Annotated in this window: 12 protein-coding genes; all 12 read right to left on the bottom strand. The window is 71.7% G+C overall.

Annotated elements, in window-relative coordinates; translation table 11 throughout:
• Positions 1 to 52 precede the first annotated feature (52 nt).
• The 12 genes from ACFYV5_RS03695 to ACFYV5_RS03640 all read right to left on the bottom strand — a co-directional run bounded on the left by ACFYV5_RS03695 (position 53) and on the right by ACFYV5_RS03640 (position 14,724).
• Entirely contained in the window at positions 53 to 1,438 is a 1,386-nt protein-coding gene (locus ACFYV5_RS03695) for an aspartate aminotransferase family protein (RefSeq protein WP_389163863.1), read from the bottom strand.
• Entirely contained in the window at positions 1,435 to 3,315 is a 1,881-nt protein-coding gene (gene dxs, locus ACFYV5_RS03690) for a 1-deoxy-D-xylulose-5-phosphate synthase (protein WP_389163861.1), read from the bottom strand. Before dxs ends, ACFYV5_RS03695 begins: the two co-directional genes overlap by 4 nt.
• A 101-nt stretch (positions 3,316 to 3,416) precedes the next feature.
• A complete protein-coding gene (hpnH, locus tag ACFYV5_RS03685; protein WP_355115062.1) occupies positions 3,417 to 4,439 on the bottom strand; it encodes an adenosyl-hopene transferase HpnH in 1,023 nt (340 codons plus the stop codon).
• Between the two features lie 7 nt (positions 4,440 to 4,446).
• On the bottom strand, positions 4,447 to 5,106 hold the full coding sequence (locus tag ACFYV5_RS03680) for a 1-hydroxy-2-methyl-2-butenyl 4-diphosphate reductase (RefSeq protein ID WP_389163857.1): 660 nt from the start codon (positions 5,104 to 5,106) through the stop codon (positions 4,447 to 4,449).
• Positions 5,106 to 7,109 (bottom strand): squalene--hopene cyclase, encoded by a 2,004-nt coding sequence (shc, locus tag ACFYV5_RS03675; protein ID WP_389163854.1) that lies wholly within the window; start codon positions 7,107 to 7,109, stop codon positions 5,106 to 5,108. The genes ACFYV5_RS03680 and shc overlap by 1 nt, the downstream gene beginning before the upstream one ends.
• 120 nt (positions 7,110 to 7,229) lie before the next feature.
• Positions 7,230 to 8,330 carry a polyprenyl synthetase family protein gene (locus ACFYV5_RS03670; protein WP_389163851.1) on the bottom strand — a complete coding sequence of 367 codons (1,101 nt, stop codon included), beginning with the start codon at positions 8,328 to 8,330 and terminating at the stop codon, positions 7,230 to 7,232.
• The gene (hpnE, locus tag ACFYV5_RS03665) at positions 8,327 to 9,718 is read right to left on the bottom strand and encodes a hydroxysqualene dehydroxylase HpnE (protein ID WP_389165056.1); all 1,392 of its coding nucleotides are present in this window, start codon (positions 9,716 to 9,718) and stop codon (positions 8,327 to 8,329) included. Before hpnE ends, ACFYV5_RS03670 begins: the two co-directional genes overlap by 4 nt.
• Positions 9,719 to 10,061: 343 nt before the next feature.
• Complete coding sequence (hpnD, locus tag ACFYV5_RS03660; RefSeq protein WP_389163848.1) at positions 10,062 to 11,012, bottom strand: presqualene diphosphate synthase HpnD; 951 nt, start codon at positions 11,010 to 11,012, stop codon at positions 10,062 to 10,064.
• Positions 11,009 to 11,920 carry a squalene synthase HpnC gene (hpnC, locus tag ACFYV5_RS03655; RefSeq protein WP_389163845.1) on the bottom strand — a complete coding sequence of 304 codons (912 nt, stop codon included), beginning with the start codon at positions 11,918 to 11,920 and terminating at the stop codon, positions 11,009 to 11,011. The genes hpnD and hpnC overlap by 4 nt, the downstream gene beginning before the upstream one ends.
• Before the next feature lie 313 nt (positions 11,921 to 12,233).
• The gene (locus ACFYV5_RS03650; RefSeq protein ID WP_355115053.1) at positions 12,234 to 12,887 is read right to left on the bottom strand and encodes a TetR/AcrR family transcriptional regulator; all 654 of its coding nucleotides are present in this window, start codon (positions 12,885 to 12,887) and stop codon (positions 12,234 to 12,236) included.
• Between the two features lie 129 nt (positions 12,888 to 13,016).
• On the bottom strand, positions 13,017 to 13,802 hold the full coding sequence (locus ACFYV5_RS03645; RefSeq protein WP_355115051.1) for an ABC transporter ATP-binding protein: 786 nt from the start codon (positions 13,800 to 13,802) through the stop codon (positions 13,017 to 13,019).
• Positions 13,795 to 14,724: an ABC transporter permease gene (locus ACFYV5_RS03640; protein ID WP_355115050.1), complete on the bottom strand. Its 930-nt coding sequence runs from the start codon at positions 14,722 to 14,724 to the stop codon at positions 13,795 to 13,797. Before ACFYV5_RS03640 ends, ACFYV5_RS03645 begins: the two co-directional genes overlap by 8 nt.
• Between the last annotated feature and the right edge of the window lie 44 nt (positions 14,725 to 14,768).

Below are 14,768 nucleotides of genomic sequence, written 5' to 3'. Positions count from 1 at the left end.
GGCAAGTTTCTTGCCTCAGAGGCAAAAGCTCTCCGCCGCCCGCTCCAGCGATCTAGCGCTGTGCGACCGCCTGCTTGACCAGCGTCTTCCCGAAGTCCCACATCAGGCCGCCACCCGCATGGGCGTCGTCCATCACGGCCGTGAACGCGGTCACGAAGCGGTCCACATCCGCCTCGTCGATGATCAGCGGCGGAATCAGCTTGATCACCTCCAGACGGTCTCCCGACACCTGCGTGAGGATCCGGTGCCGCTGCAGCAGCGGCACGACGACCATCTGCGCGAAGAGCCCCTTACGGGCGGCCTGCAGCATCGTCCACCGGCTCCGCAGACCGAGCGAGGACGGCCGGCCGAACTCGATCCCGATCATCAGTCCGCGCCCGCGGATCTCCTTCAGCAGCTCATAGCGCGGGACGAGCTCCTTCAGGCGTGCGGACAGCAGCCCGCCCACCCGGCGCACGTGCGCGACCGTCCCCTCGCTCTCCATGACCGAGAGCACGGCGAGCCCGGCGGCCATGGCCTGCGCGTTCGAGCCGAAGCTGGCCGAGTGAACGAGGACCCGGTCCATGGACGAGTAGACCTTCTTGAAGATCCAGTCCTTGCCGAGCGTCGCGCCGACCGGTACGTAGCCGCCCGAGAGCGCCTTGGCGACGCAGACCAGGTCGGGCTCGACGCCGTCCTCGTGCTGGTACGCGTAGAAGTCCCCGGTCCTGCCGAGCCCCGTCTGCACCTCGTCGGCGATCAGCAGCGCCCCGCGCGCGTGCAGCAGCTCCTGGGCCGCGCGCAGGAAGCCGGGCGGGGCCTCGTGCACGCCCTTGCCCTGGATGGGCTCGACGACGAACGCGGCCACGTCCCCCTTGCTCAGTTCCCGGTCCAGGGCGTCGAGGTCGCCGAGCTCGATCGCGGTGTCGGGCAGCAGCGGGGCGAAGCCGTCCTTGAAACCCTTCTCACCGTTCACCGACAGGGACCCGGTGGTCAGGCCGTGGAAGGCGTGGGAGCAGTAGAGGACCCTCGGCTTCCCGGTGGCGTACCGGGCGAACTTCAGCGCCGTCTCCACCGCCTCCGTACCGCTGTTGCCGAAGAAGACGCGGTCCAGGTGGGGACTGTGGGAGAGGAGCTTCTCGGCGAGCAGCCCGGGCAGGGGCTGGCAGTCGAAGCGGGTGAGGTCGGCGAGGGAGGCGTCCAGGACGTCGTGGAGGGCCTTGCGGACGACCGGGTGGTGCCGGCCGAGGCCCATGACCCCGAACCCCGCGAGCATGTCGAGGTGGTCGGCGCCGTCGGCGTCCCAGAAGTGTGCGCCCTCGGCCCGCTCGTAGACCTTGTCGAAGCCGATCGTGTGGAGCATCCGCGGGAGCTGGTGGTTGAGGTACCGGCTGTGCAGCTCGTAGCGCTCGGCGCCGCGTTCGGCGAGCAGCGCCGCGAGGTCGAACTCCTTGGTCATCGCCCCTTCTTCCGGGTCAGTGCCGCGCTGATGTCTCCGGCGATCTCCACCGGGGTGAGGCCCAGATCGGCGAGCACCTCTCCGCGCTTGGCGTGCGCGAGGAACTGCTCGGGGATCCCGTACGTCCGCAGGGGCACGTCGACCCCCGCGTCCCGCAGGGCCTGGCCGACGGCCGCGCCGACACCGCCCGTACGGCTGTTGTCCTCGACGACCGCGACGAGGCGGTGCCCCTCGGCGAGCGGGGCGAGCGCCTCGTCGACGGGCTTGACCCAGCGCGGGTCGACGACGGTGCACGTGATGCCCCGCCCGGCCAGCAGGTCGGCCGCCCGCAGGCAGACGTCGGCCATCACGCCGACCGCGACCAGCAGCACCTCCGCGTCCGGCGGCGCGGGACGCAGGAGGTCCATGGCGCCGATCCGCCCGACGGCCGGTACCGGGGCGCCCACCGTCTCCTTGGGGAACCGCAGCACGGTCGGGGCGTCGTCCACCTCGACCGCCTCGCGCAGCTGGGCCCGCAGCTGCTCGGCGTCGCGCGGGGCGGCGATCCGGAGGCCGGGGACGACCTGGAGGATGGACATGTCCCACATGCCGTTGTGGGAGGCGCCGTCGGTTCCGGTGACACCGGCCCGGTCCAGGACGAAGGTGACGCCGCACTTGTGCAGGGCCACGTCCATGAGGACCTGGTCGAAGGCGCGGTTGAGGAAGGTCGCGTAGACGGCGACGACCGGGTGGAGTCCGCCGGCCGCCAGGCCCGCGGCCGAGACGACGGCGTGCTGCTCGGCGATGCCGACGTCCCAGACACGGTCGGGGAAGCGCTCGGCGAACGCCGTCAGTCCGACGGGGTGCAGCATGGCCGCGGTGATGGCGACGACGTCGGGTCGCTCGGCCCCGATCTCGGCGATCGCGTCGCCGAAGACGGAGGTCCAGGAGGGGCCGCCGGGCGGGGCCAGCGGCTCGCAGGTGAGCGGGTCCATGGCACCGACGGCGTGGAAGCGGTCGGCCTCGTCCTCCAGCGCCGGGCGGTAGCCCCGGCCCTTCTCGGTGAGGCAGTGGACGATCACCGGACCGCCGAAGCGCTTGGCACGCCTCAGGGCGGACTCGACGGCCGCGATGTCGTGGCCGTCGATCGGGCCGACGTACTTCAGGCCGAGGTCCTCGAAGAGGCCCTGCGGGGCGATGAACTCCTTGAAGCCCTTCTTGGCGCCGTGCAGCGACCCGTACAGCGGCTGCCCGATGACCGGGGTGTGCTGGAGGACGTCCTTGCCCCAGGAGAGGAAGCGTTCGTAGCCGTCGGTGGTACGGAGCGTGGCCAGGTGGTCGGCGAGGCCGCCGATCGTCGGCGAGTAAGAACGCTCGTTGTCGTTGACGACGATGACCAGCGGGCGGTCCTCGGCCGCGGCGATGTTGTTCAGCGCCTCCCAGGCCATGCCGCCCGTGAGGGCCCCGTCGCCGATGACGGCGACCACGTGGTCCGGACGGCCGGACACCTCGTTTGCCTTGGCCAGTCCGTCGGCCCAGCCGAGGACGGTCGAGGCGTGCGAGTTCTCGATGACGTCGTGTTCCGACTCCTCGCGGGAGGGGTAGCCGGAGAGCCCTCCCTTGCTGCGCAGTTTGGAGAAGTCCTGGCGGCCGGTGAGCAGCTTGTGGACGTAGCTCTGGTGCCCGGTGTCCCAGAGGACGCGGTCGGCGGGCGAGTCGAAGACCCGGTGCAGGGCGAGGGTCAGCTCGACCACGCCGAGGTTGGGGCCGAGATGGCCACCGGTCCTCGCGACCGCGTGGATCAGGAACTGTCTGATCTCCTCGGCCAGTTCGCCGAGATCGGCGTCGCTCAGCGGCCGGAGGTCGCGCGGCCCCCGGATGTTCTCCAGAATCGTCATGCTCGGCCTCCTTCGGCCCGTCGACCCGGTGTCCGGCGGTGCGCCCGGGGAGTCGGTCCAGGACTCCCCGAGCGTCTCCGCTCACCCCCGGGCGCCTTCGCTCACCCTCGGTTGCCGGAGACGGTCTCGCGGGCCGCGCGCAGCGACTCCTTGAGCGAGCCCATGGTGGCGAGGACGGCGGTCGGCTCGTATCCGCAGTGGGCCATGCAGTTGGCGCAGCGCGGGTCCTTCCCGCGGCCGTACTTGTCCCAGTCGGTCTCCTCGATCAGCTCCCGGTACGTGGGGACGTAGCCGTCGCTCATCAGGTAGCAGGGGCGCTGCCAGCCGAACAGCGAGTAGTTCGGGATCGCCCACGCGGTGCAGGGGAAGTCCGCCTTGCCCTCCAGGAAGTCCAGGAAGAGCGGCGAGTGGTTCAGCCGCCAACGGGCGCGGTTGCCGCCGGCGAAGGCCTTCTTGAACAGCTCCCGGGTCTGCTCGACGCCGAGGAAGTGTTCCTGGTCGGGGGCCTTCTCGTAGGCGTACGCGGGCGAGATCATCATCTCGTCGACCTGCAGATCGTCGTTGAGGTAGTTGAGCACCTCGATGATGGTCTGCGGGGTGTCGGTGTTGAAGAAGGTCGAGTTGGTCGTGACGCGGAAGCCCTGCCGCTTGGCCTCCTTGATCGCCGCCACCGCCTCGTCGAACACGCCCTCCTTGGCGACGGATTCGTCGTGCCGCTCGCGCAGCCCGTCGATGTGCACCGCGAAGGCGAAGTACCGGGAGGGGGTGAACTTCTCCAGCTTCTTGCGCATCAGCAGCGCGTTGGTGCAGAGGAAGACGTACTTCTTCTTCGCCACCAACTGGCGCACGATCTCGTCGATCTGAGGATGCATCAGCGGCTCGCCGCCCGCGATGGAGACCATCGGCGCCCCGGACTCCAGGACCGCGCCGACGGCCTGGGCGACCGGCATCCGCTGCTTGAGCACACCCGCCGGGTGCTGGATCTTTCCGCAGCCCTCGCACTTGAGGTTGCAGGCGAACAGCGGCTCCAGTTCGACGATCAGAGGGAACTTGTCCCGCTTGCGGAGTTTCTGTTCGATGAGATAGGTCCCGACCCGGATGGACTGACGGAGCGGCATGGCCATAACTCGCTCACCTCCTGGGGAGCAGCAAAGAACGGTGCCATTCGAAGAATGCGGGAAGGACGGCACGAAGAACACGGAAAGCCGATATTCCACCGCGTACCGTGCCGATCCGGACCAGTTCGTGTTCTGGAGCGTCCACGACCACCCGTACGGCCGCAACCGGGCGGGGACCGGCGTCCAGCGCCGTACGGAGCGTGGCGGCGGACTCCATGTCCACCGCGATGGCACCCGTGGCCCGCAGCTCGGCCCGCTCGGGGCCGCGCACGATGTGCCCGGACCCGGTGAGCGGACCGGTGTGGACGGTCCTGTCGGGCACGGCCCGGTTCAGCGCCGTCACCAGCAGGTCGGTCCCGGTGCAGGGGGTGGTGCCGTCCGGGCCCCGGGTCTCGTCGGCGACGATCAGGTCCCCGGGGTGCATCCCGGGAGCGAGTCCGGCGCAGAAGCCCGAGGCGATGACGACGGAGTCCCGCCAGGGCTCCCGGCCGAGCGACCGGGCGACGGTCCGGCGGGCGCGATCCGGGCCCATGCCCGTGCGGACCACGGTGAACGGGCCGGACGCGCCGGCTCGTTCACCGCTGCGCAGGGCGAGTTGCTCGATGCCGAGCGCGCAGGCGATCAGGAGCGGCGCCGCGCCGCCGCCGGACGAGGGTCCCGGCTCTTCGCCCATCACCCCTCCCGGGAGACGGCCGGTTCGCCGTTCACATAGCGTCCGAGCGCCGTGAGCGGGAACACCTGCCGGTAGAGGTGGTAGTTGATGGAGAAGTCCCAGGGGAATCCGGTGCCCGTGAAGTACGGCTCGTCCCAGGAACCGTCCGGGAGCTGCGTCTCGGCGAGCCAGGCGATACCCCGCTCCACCGCCTTGGTCTCGCGCCCGCCCGCGGCGAGCAGTGCGAGCAGCGCCCAGGCCGTCTGGGAGGCGGTCGAGACACCGTGCCCGATCCAGGCCTGCTCCTTGTACGAGCGCAGGTCCTCGCCCCAGCCGCCGTCCTCGTTCTGTACGGACTCCAGCCAGGCGACGGCGCGCCGGATCGCGGGGTGGGAGCGGGGCAGCCCGGCCGCGGTGAGCGCGGGGACCACCGAGCCCGTCCCGTACACGTAGTTGACCCCCCAGCGTCCGAACCAGGCGCCGTTCGGCTCCTGTTCGGCGAGCAGCCACCTGATTCCCCTGCGGGTACGGGGGTGGTGGGCCTTGCCCTCGTAGGCCAGCATCTCCACCACGTGGGCGGTGACGTCGGCCGAGGGCGGGTCGATGACCTCGCCGAAGTCGCAGAACGGCAGCCGGTTGGGGAACGGGCTGGTGTTGTCCGCGTCGAAGGCGCCCCAGGCGCCGTTCTTCGACTGCATCCCGAGGGTCCAGCGGGCACTGCGCGCGATGGCGGCCTCGACCGTGTCGGGGTCGGGGTGCTTCACGCGGCGCAGCGCGAGGATGACCTCGGCGGTGTCGTCGATGTCCGGGTAGTTGTCGTTGTGGAACTCGAACGCCCAGCCGCCCGGCGGGAGTCCGGGCCGGCGCACCGCCCAGTCGCCGGGCCTGACGATCTCCTCGCCCAGCATCCAGTCGGCGGCCTTCACCAGCGCCGGGTGGTCGGGCGGCAGGCCGGCGTCGGCGAGGGCGATGGTGGCCAGGCAGGTGTCCCAGACGGGCGACTGGCAGGCCTCGATCATGCGCGCGCCGTCCTCGCGCCAGACGGCGAAGCGGTCGAGGGACTCGAGCCCGGCCCGCATGACCGGGTGCTTCAGGTCGTAGCCGAGCAGATGCAGGGCGATCACCGAGTAGACGGCCGGGGGCTGGATGCCACCCCAGCAGCCGTCGTTCTCCTGGCGTTCGACGATCCAGCGGGCGGCGACGTTCATGGCCGCCTTGCGCAGCCGGCGCGGGGCGATCCTGTGGTACAGGTGCATCGCCTTGTCGAGCCGCTGGAAGGCCCCGTCCCAACTGGCCACCGGCGCAAGGGGCTTCACCGGATTCGGCCGCGACGGATCGGTGTGCAGCTCGTCGAGCGGGAAGGGCGCGGGCCGCACCGGCCGCTTGGCGGAGACCACGGTGAGCGGCACGATGGTCTGCCGGGCCCAGCAACCGAAGTCGTAGATGTTCAGCGGGAACCACTTCGGCAGGAAGATCAGCTCGGGCGGCAGCTCGGGCAGATCGTCCCACTTCCACCAGCCGAAGAGGGCGAGCCAGATCCGGGTGAAGACGCGGGCGGCGGCGATCCCGCCCCGGTCCCGGATCCAGGCGGCGGCGCGGGCCATGTGCGGGTCCTCGGGCCGGTCCCCGGCGAGGCGCAGGGCCACGTACGCCTCGATGGTGGTGGAGAGCTCGCCGGGTCCGCCGTAGAAGGTGGCCCAGGTGCCGTCCTCGCGCTGTTCGCCGCGGATGTGGAGGGCGGCCGCGCGGGTGGTGTCGGCGTCCTGGATGCCGAGGAACTGCCGTAGCAGGAGGTCCTCGGCGTCCATGGTGACGTTGGTCTCCAGGTCGCCCTTCCACCAGCCTTCGGCGTCCTGGCGGCCGAGCAGATGCTCGACGGAGCGTGCCGCCGCCCGGGCCGCGACCTCGTCGAGGCCGGCCGGCGCGGGCGCCACGGCAATGGTGTCGGTGATGTCGGTGGTGTCGCTGGCCGCGGTCGTCCGGGGTCCCACGGCCCCGGCGCTTCCGTCGGTCGTCGCTGTCATGGCTTCCCCTTCGTGCAGGCGGTGTACTGTCGCGTACTTTCTGCTTCACTCGGGTCTGCCGTCGGCCGATGCCCGGAGGCACCGGCCGGCGACTGCGCACTCATATCAGGGTGATGGTGATCATCTCTTCCGTACGACGACGAAGTCGGCGAGCGCGACGAGCTGGGCCCTGATCCGCTCGGGCATGTCGACCTCGTGCAGGGCCTGGACGGCGATGGTGTGCTGGCGGCGGGCCTCCTGCGAGGTCCACTCCCGGCCGCCGGCCTCCTCGATGAGGGCCGCGCGGGCGGCGAACTCCTCCTCGGAGAAGGAGTCGAGGTCGCTGCTCTTGGCATCGGCGGCGAGGAGTTCGCCGAGCTTCTCCGAGGCCGGTCCGCCGGCCGCCAGGGCGGCGACGACGGGCAGGGACTTCTTGCGCTGGCGCAGATCGCTCCAGGTCTGCTTGCCGGTGGCCTCGGGGTCGCCCCAGATGCCGAGCAGATCGTCGATGGCCTGGAAGGCGAGGCCCAGGTGGTAGCCGTACTCCTCCAGCTTGTCCGCCGTGCGGTCGTCGGCGCCGCCGAGGACCGCGCCGATGGAGACCGCGCAGGCGAGCAGGGCGCCGGTCTTGTTGCCCTCCATCTCCAGGCACTCCTCGACGGTGACCCGCTCGCGGTGCTCGTAGGAGATGTCCTGCGCCTGTCCGTCGATGAGCTTGCGGCTGGCGGTGGTGAGCCGGCGGGTGGCGCGGCCGGCCTCGACGGTGCCGAGTTCGAGCAGGATCTCGTTGGCGAGGGCGAACAGGGCGTCGCCGACGAGGATGGCCTGGGCGGGGCCGTGCACCTTCCAGACGGTGTCGCGGTGGCGCCGCTGCTCGTCACCGTCCATCAGGTCGTCGTGCAGCAACGAGAAGTTGTGGACGAGCTCCACGGCGACGGCGCCGGGGACACCGACCTCGGGGGCGGCTCCGGCGGCCTCGGCGGAGAGCAGCGCGAGCGCGGGGCGGACGGCCTTGCCGCCGTCGCCGTCGGCCGGGTTGCCCAGCGCGTCGATCCAGCCGAAGTGGTAGGCGGCCACGGTGTCCATGGGCGGTGCGAGCCGGTCGACGGCCGCCCGCAGGACGGGGGTGGACAGGGTCCGCCCGCGCTCCAGCAGAGCGGTCACGTCCGCGGTGTCGACGGCCGGATTCACCGGGGGCACAGTCGGCACGGTCTCTCCTCTTGTTCCAGTACTCACACTCATACCGCCTCCTGCAGCGGATGTTCATGGCGGCGGCCGAGAGCGGAGAGCGCGGCGCCCGCGGCGCTGAAGCCGCTGCGGACGGCGCCCTCCATGGTCGCGGGCCAGCCGGTGGCGGTCCACGCGCCGGCCAGGTACAGACCGGGGGCGTGGGTGCGGGCGGCCGGGCGGAGCCGGCCGACGCCCGGAGTGGGGGCGAACGTCGCCGTCCGCTCCCGGGTGACGAAGAAGTCCCGGATCCCGGCGCCGCGGGCCGCGGGCAGCAGCCGCTCCAGCTCGGGGAGGTAGCGCTCGCGGAGCACGGAGACCGGTGTGTCGATCTCGTCCTGGGCGGCGGACTGGGAGACGGCCAGGTACTGGCCGCCGCCCCGGAGTCCGGAGGAGTCGGTGCGGTCGAAGACCCACTGCACCGGGGAGCCGAGCGCGGTGAAGAACGGCTGCCGGAGCACCGTGCGGTCGTAGACGACGTGCACGTTGAGGATGGGCGCGCTGCCGATGTCGAGCAGCCGGTCCGGGTCGTCGAGGGCGCCCTCGGGCAGCAGCTCGCGGGTCTCGCGCTGCGGCACGGCGAGCACGACGGTGTCCGCCTCCAGGGTCTCCCCCGGCACGTCGACGCTCCACCGGCCGTCGTCGGTACGGGAGATCCGCTCGGCCTTGGTCCGCAGTTCGGTGCGTACGCCGAGGGGGTCGAGGGCCTTGCGGGCGAGGGTGTCGTGGAGTTGGCCGAGGGGCACGTGCGCCCAGCCGATGTCCGCGGCGCCCGGCTCGGAGAGCAGGCCGGTCTTGAAGACCATGGCGGCCAGGCCCATGGAGGCGTCCGCCGCCGTGGCGTTGAGGGTGGCGACGCCGACCAGGTCCCAGAGGGCCTCGACGGCGCGCGGGGACTGGCCGTGGCGGCCGAGCCAGGTGGCGAAGTCGATGCCGTCGAGCGCCGGGTCGGCGGGGTCGAGCGCCTTGAGGGCGAGCGCGGCGCGCCCGACGCTCGCGCGCTCGACGAGGGAGAGGTGCGGATAGGTCGCGAGGCTCGCGGCGAGGTGCAGCGGTACGGGCAGGGCGGTGCGGCGCAGCCGCCCGAGGCGGGGGCCGCGCGGGTGGCCGACGTCGAGGACGGGTACGTCGAGGCGGTCCTGGATCGGCGCGAGGTGGGCGCCCTCGACGCGGTCGAGGAACCAGCGGTAAGCGGTGCAGCAGCGCAGATAGACGTGCTGCCCGTTGTCGACGGTCAGCTCGCCGCGCCGGAAGGAGAACGCGAGGCCGCCGAGTCGGGGCCGCCCTTCGAGCAGCGTCACGCGCAGCCCGGAGTCGGCGAGCTGCAGCGCGGCGGTGATCCCGGCGAGCCCACCGCCGACCACGACCGCGTGCGGCTGCCGTCCTCCGCCGGTGCCGGCCATGGGGCTGGGCGCCTCCTCGGTCCGCGCACCGGCGCGAGTACCCGGGCCGGGTGCGGGTGCCCGCGTACCGCCGGTGACGGACGCGCCGCCGTTCACGGGCCGGGCGCCAGTGGCGCCCGGTGCGGCCGCGCCGGGGCGAGTACCCGGGCCGGGCGCGGGTGCCCGCGTACCGCCGGTGGCGGACGCGCTGCCGTTCACGGGCCGGGCGCCAGTGGCGCCCGGTGCGGCCGCGCCGCGCGCGGTGGTCCCGTCCTCGCTCACGTGGCCTCCCTTCCGGTGCCCGCAGTCAGGGACGCCTCCGCGCCGCGCGGGGTTGCCCGGTGCCGCGGCTCGTACGCGCGCATCACGCACGCCTCCTGACGGCCCGTCGGGAGACGTGGCGGGTGTCGAGGCCGGACAGGCCGCGCACGGCGACGTACGCCTTCTCCCGGCCGGGCAGCGAGACGCGGCCGCGCAGCACCGCCTCGGGGTCGCGTTCGATCCGGTCGAGCAGGCGACGGTAGATCCCGGCCATGGCGGCGACGCAGGCGCCGCTGCGCCGGTCGAGCATGGGCAGTAGCCGGTAGCCCTCGGCGAACAGGGCGCGGGCGCGCCGCACCTCGAAGTGCACGAGGCCGGTGAAGTCGGCGCCGTCGGGCGGTGTCTCCTTCGCGAAGCCGTCGCCACAGCCGAACTTGGCGAGGTCGTCGGCGGGCAGGTACGTGCGCCCGCTCCCGGCGTCCTCGCGGACGTCCCGGAGGATGTTGGTGAGCTGGAGGGCGAGCCCGAGCGTATCGGCGTACTCGGGGGCGCGCTCCGCCGCCTGCGCGCCGGGCTGGGTGCCGAACACGCCGAGGGAGAGTCGTCCGATGGCGCCCGCGACGCACCGGCAGTAGACCTTGAGGTCGTCCCAGGTCTCGTACGTCTCGCCGCGTACGTCCATCAGGACGCCGTCGATGAGTTCGTCGAGGCCGCCGAGCGGGATCGGGAAGCGGCGGGAGGCGTCGGCGAGGGCCACCGCGACGGGGTCGGTGTCGTCCTCGTCCACCCCGCCCTGCCGGATCCGCTCCAGGAGGGCGCGGGTGGATTCGAGCCGGTCCCGCTTCGCCTCGGGCGCGAGGGTGCCGTCGCCGATGTCGTCGACCCGCCGCGAGAACGCGTACAGCGCCGACATGGCCTGCCGCTTCTCCGTCGGCAGCAGCCGGATGCCGTAGGCGAAGTTGCGCGCCTGCTGTCCGGTGACGGCCTCGCAGTAGCTGTACGCGGCCTGTACCGGCGCGGACGTCTCCGTCTGTCCCTCCACGTTCCGGCTCACCCCTCTCTCCGCGCTCTGAGCAGGACCGCTCCCGCTTCGCGCATCAGACTCGGCTTGGTGGGCTTGGGCGGCGCCGGCAGCACGTCGAACCCGGCGGCGGCGATCGCGTCGAGCGCGGCGAGTCCGCCGGCCGTGAATCCGGCGAGCAGCAGGCGCAGTCTGCCGTGGACGCTGCCCACCAGCGGGGTTCCGTCGTGCAGCAGCTCGCGGGCGCGCTGCGCCTCGAAGGCGATCAGCGCACGGACCGACGCTCCCCCGGTGGGCCGGGCGAGGTCGTCCTCGGTGACGTGGAAGGCCTTCATGTCCTCGGCGGGCAGATAGATCCGGTCGCGGCCGAGATCCTCCGCGACGTCCTGGAGATGCTCGACGATCTGCAGCGCGGTGCAGATGGCGTCGGAGCGGCGGAGGCGCTCGGGGGTGGTCGTTCCGGTGATCCCGAGCACGAGCCGGCCGACGGGGTTCGCGGAGAGTTCGCAGTACGCGAGGAGCTCGTCGTACGTCTCGTAACGGCGTACCAGCTGGTCCTGGCGGTTGGCCTCGATCAGACCGAGGAAGGGCTCGGGGGTGAGCCCGCACCGCCGTACCGTCGGCTGGAGGGCGCGCAGCAGGGGGTGGCGGGGGCTGGAGTCGAAGACCCGCGCCAGATCGGCCTCGAAGGCGTCCAGCATCGCGAGCCGGTCCTCGGCCCGCTCCGGGGCCACGCCGAGGTGGCGGGCGTCGGCTCCACCGGGTGCGAGATCGCCGTCGCCGATGTCGTCGACGAGGCGGGCGTAGCCGTAGACGGCCATGAGGTCGTCGCGCCAGGCGCGCGGCAGGAAGAAGGGGGCCACGGGGAAGTTCTCGTGCGCGGCCTTGTCGAGCGTGGTGCGCGAGGAGGCGTCGGGGCGCACCTGCCGGGTTCCCGTCACTGGGGGCTGCCCGACGCGGGGACGGCGACACCCTTGCGGAGCTGGAGATTTTGCGTCATGGCCGTCACATCTCCTGTTCTACACTGCCGATCCAATCCATCCTATTTCGGACACGCCACCGGGCCTCCCCAGAGGACTCACCGCCTGACGGCCAGGATGCCTAGGGGGTATCGCCCCACTTGCCACGAATCAGCACCGGTACAGCTTACGTTGTACAACGGGCGCCGCCTCCTCGGGGTACGCGCCGCGCTGCGAAAACATCGGTGAATGCGCCAACCTTCCCGTGCGGCAGGGAAGTTCACGCGCTCGGCGTTCAGTCGGCGCGGGCTCCGGAGACGACCATGGCGAGGGTGGACTCGACGACGTCCGCGCGACGCCGCTCCGGGAGGCGGCGCAGCGGGCCGTCGAGCAGCAGAAGTGACAGTCCGTGTACGGCGGACCACGCGGCGGCCTCGGCGGCCGGGCGGGTCCGGCGCGGGATGCGGCCGACCCGGGCCAGCGCGTGCAGGGCGTCCGTGAGCAGGGTGAACGCCCGGATCTCGGGTTCGGGCTCGGGCGACCGTCCGGCGGGCGCCCATTCCTCGCCGCAGGGCGGGCGAGGGGTGCAGAACGCCGCCCGGTAGAGGCCGGGCTGCTCCAGGGCGAAGCCGATGTAGCCGCGGCCGAGCGCGGCGAGGCGCAGCTCCGCGGCGACGATGGCGTCGTCGGCCCCGGGGGCCCGCTCGGCGGCGCGCTCCATGGATTCCGCGAGCGCGTGCTGGGCGTGGATCTTGACGGCGCGGAGGAGCTCCCCACGGCCGTCGAAGTGCCGGTAGGCGGCGGTGGGCGAGACGCCGACCCGACGGGCCGCCTCGCGCAGGACGACGCGATCGGGACCGCCTTCGGTGGCCAGGTCGACGGCGGCACAGATCAGCGCGTTCCGCAGATCGCCGTGGTGGTAGGACTTTCCCCCCGAGATCGCTGCCATGCGCTCATCCTGCCCGATGTTGACCGCATGAACATTCCAGGCGGGGGGCGCGACGCGCCGCGGAGCGGGTCCGGACACGACGCAGGGCCCCCACCGGTGCGGCGGAGGCCCTGGGGCACGGGGCCGGGACTACTTCCCCGTCTCGCGCTCGTACGCCTTGAGAACCTCTTCCGTGGGCCCGTCCATCAGCAGCTCGCCCTTCTCCAGCCACAGCACCCGGTCGCAGGTGTCCCTGATCGACTTGTTGCTGTGACTGACCAGGAAGACCGTGCCGGCCTCCTTGCGGAGCTCGCGGATGCGCTCCTCGGAGCGGATCTGGAACCGGCGGTCACCGGTGGCGAGCGCCTCGTCGATCATGAGCACGTCGTGGTTCTTGGCGGCCGCGATGGCGAAGCGGAGCCGGGCGCCCATGCCGGAGGAGTACGTACGCATCGGCAGGCTGATGAAGTCGCCCTTCTCGTTGATGCCCGAGAAGTCGACGATCCCGTCGTACCGCTCACGGATCTCTTCCTTGCTCATACCCATGGCAAGGCCGCCGAGGATCACGTTGCGCTCACCGGTCAGGTCGTTCATCAGCGCCGCGTTGACGCCGAGCAGCGAGGGCTGACCGTCGGTGTAGACCTTGCCGCTCTCCGTGGGGAGCAGTCCCGCGATGGCGCGCAGCAGGGTCGACTTGCCGGAGCCGTTGCTGCCGATGACGCCGATGGCCTCGCCGCGGTAGGCGGTGAAGGAGACACCGCGCACGGCGTGCACCTTGCGGACGCCCCGGGTGACCTCGGCCTTGCCGCGACCGAGGATCCGGCTGAGCGCCGCCGTGGCGCTGCCCTTGCCGCCGCCACCGGTGTTGACCCGGTAGACGATGTGGACCTCGTCGGCGATGACGGTGGGGACGCGTCCCTGGGTGGAATCAGCCACGGCCGTACCTTTCCTCGGCCTTCCAGAAGTAGACGAAGCCGCCGATGCCGACCGCCAGGGCCCAGCCCAGGGCGGTGGCCCAGACGTGCGAGGGCAGGTTCTCGGCGCCGTAGCCGTCGATCAGGGCGAACCGGATCAGGTCCATGTAGACCGCGGCCGGGTTGTACATGAGCACGTCGGCGATCCAGGCCGGCTTGTCCGCGAGCATCACCGGGATGGAGAACATCACACCGGACGCGTACATCCACGTGCGCATGACGAAGGGCATCAGCTGGGCGAGGTCCGGCGTCTTGGCGCCCATCCTCGCCATGATCATGGCCAGTCCGACGTTGAACACGAACTGCAGGAACAGCGCCGGGATCAGCAGCAGCCAGCTCAGCGAGGGATAGCTGCCGAAGCCGATCGCGACGGCCGCCAGTACGACCATGGAGAACAGCAGCTGCTGGAGCTGCTGGAGCGCGAAGGAGATCGGCAGCGTGGCGCGCGGGAAGTGCAGCGCCCGGACGAGCCCGAGGTTGCCGGAGATCGCCCGCACGCCCGCCATCACCGAGCTCTGGGTGAAGGTGAACACGAAGATCCCCGTCACCAGGAAGGGGATGTAGACCTCGGTGGTCATCCCCTTGCCGGCTTCCAGGATCAGCCCGAAGATCAGGAAGTAGACCAGCGCGTTCAGGAGCGGGGTCGCCACCTGCCAGAGCTGACCGAGCTTCGCCTGGCTGTACTGCGCCGTGAGCTTCGCCTGGGAGAAGGCCAGGATGAAGTGGCGTCGCCCCCACAGCTGGCGGACGTACTCGAAGACCCCGGGCCGGGCGCCGCTGACCGCGAGACCGTACTTGGCGGCCAGCTCGGCCGGTGTCAGGCCGTCGTCGGCGGAAGGCGGGGCGCTCGTCGCGACCGCTCCGTCGTGGGTTGTGTCACTCACAAGTCGAAACTTTCGTATCCAAGATGCGCGGCAAGTCGGGTACC

It is taken from the genome of Streptomyces sp. NPDC003035, from assembly GCF_042888285.1.
GTDB lineage: Bacteria > Actinomycetota > Actinomycetes > Streptomycetales > Streptomycetaceae > Streptomyces.
This window is presented reverse-complemented; position numbering and strand designations above follow the sequence as displayed.

Excerpts from the sequence above, each read along its gene's own strand:
- ACFYV5_RS03695 (WP_389163863.1), bottom strand. The coding sequence starts at position 1,438 with ATGACCAAGGAGTTCGACCTCGCGGCGCTGCTCGCCGAACGCGGCGCC.
- shc (WP_389163854.1), bottom strand. The coding sequence starts at position 7,109 with ATGACAGCGACGACCGACGGAAGCGCCGGGGCCGTGGGACCCCGGACG.
- dxs (WP_389163861.1), bottom strand. The coding sequence starts at position 3,315 with ATGACGATTCTGGAGAACATCCGGGGGCCGCGCGACCTCCGGCCGCTG.
- ACFYV5_RS03650 (WP_355115053.1), bottom strand. The coding sequence starts at position 12,887 with ATGGCAGCGATCTCGGGGGGAAAGTCCTACCACCACGGCGATCTGCGG.
- ACFYV5_RS03680 (WP_389163857.1), bottom strand. The coding sequence starts at position 5,106 with ATGGGCGAAGAGCCGGGACCCTCGTCCGGCGGCGGCGCGGCGCCGCTC.
- ACFYV5_RS03670 (WP_389163851.1), bottom strand. The coding sequence starts at position 8,330 with ATGAGTGTGAGTACTGGAACAAGAGGAGAGACCGTGCCGACTGTGCCC.
- hpnE (WP_389165056.1), bottom strand. The coding sequence starts at position 9,718 with ATGGCCGGCACCGGCGGAGGACGGCAGCCGCACGCGGTCGTGGTCGGC.
- hpnH (WP_355115062.1), bottom strand. The coding sequence starts at position 4,439 with ATGGCCATGCCGCTCCGTCAGTCCATCCGGGTCGGGACCTATCTCATC.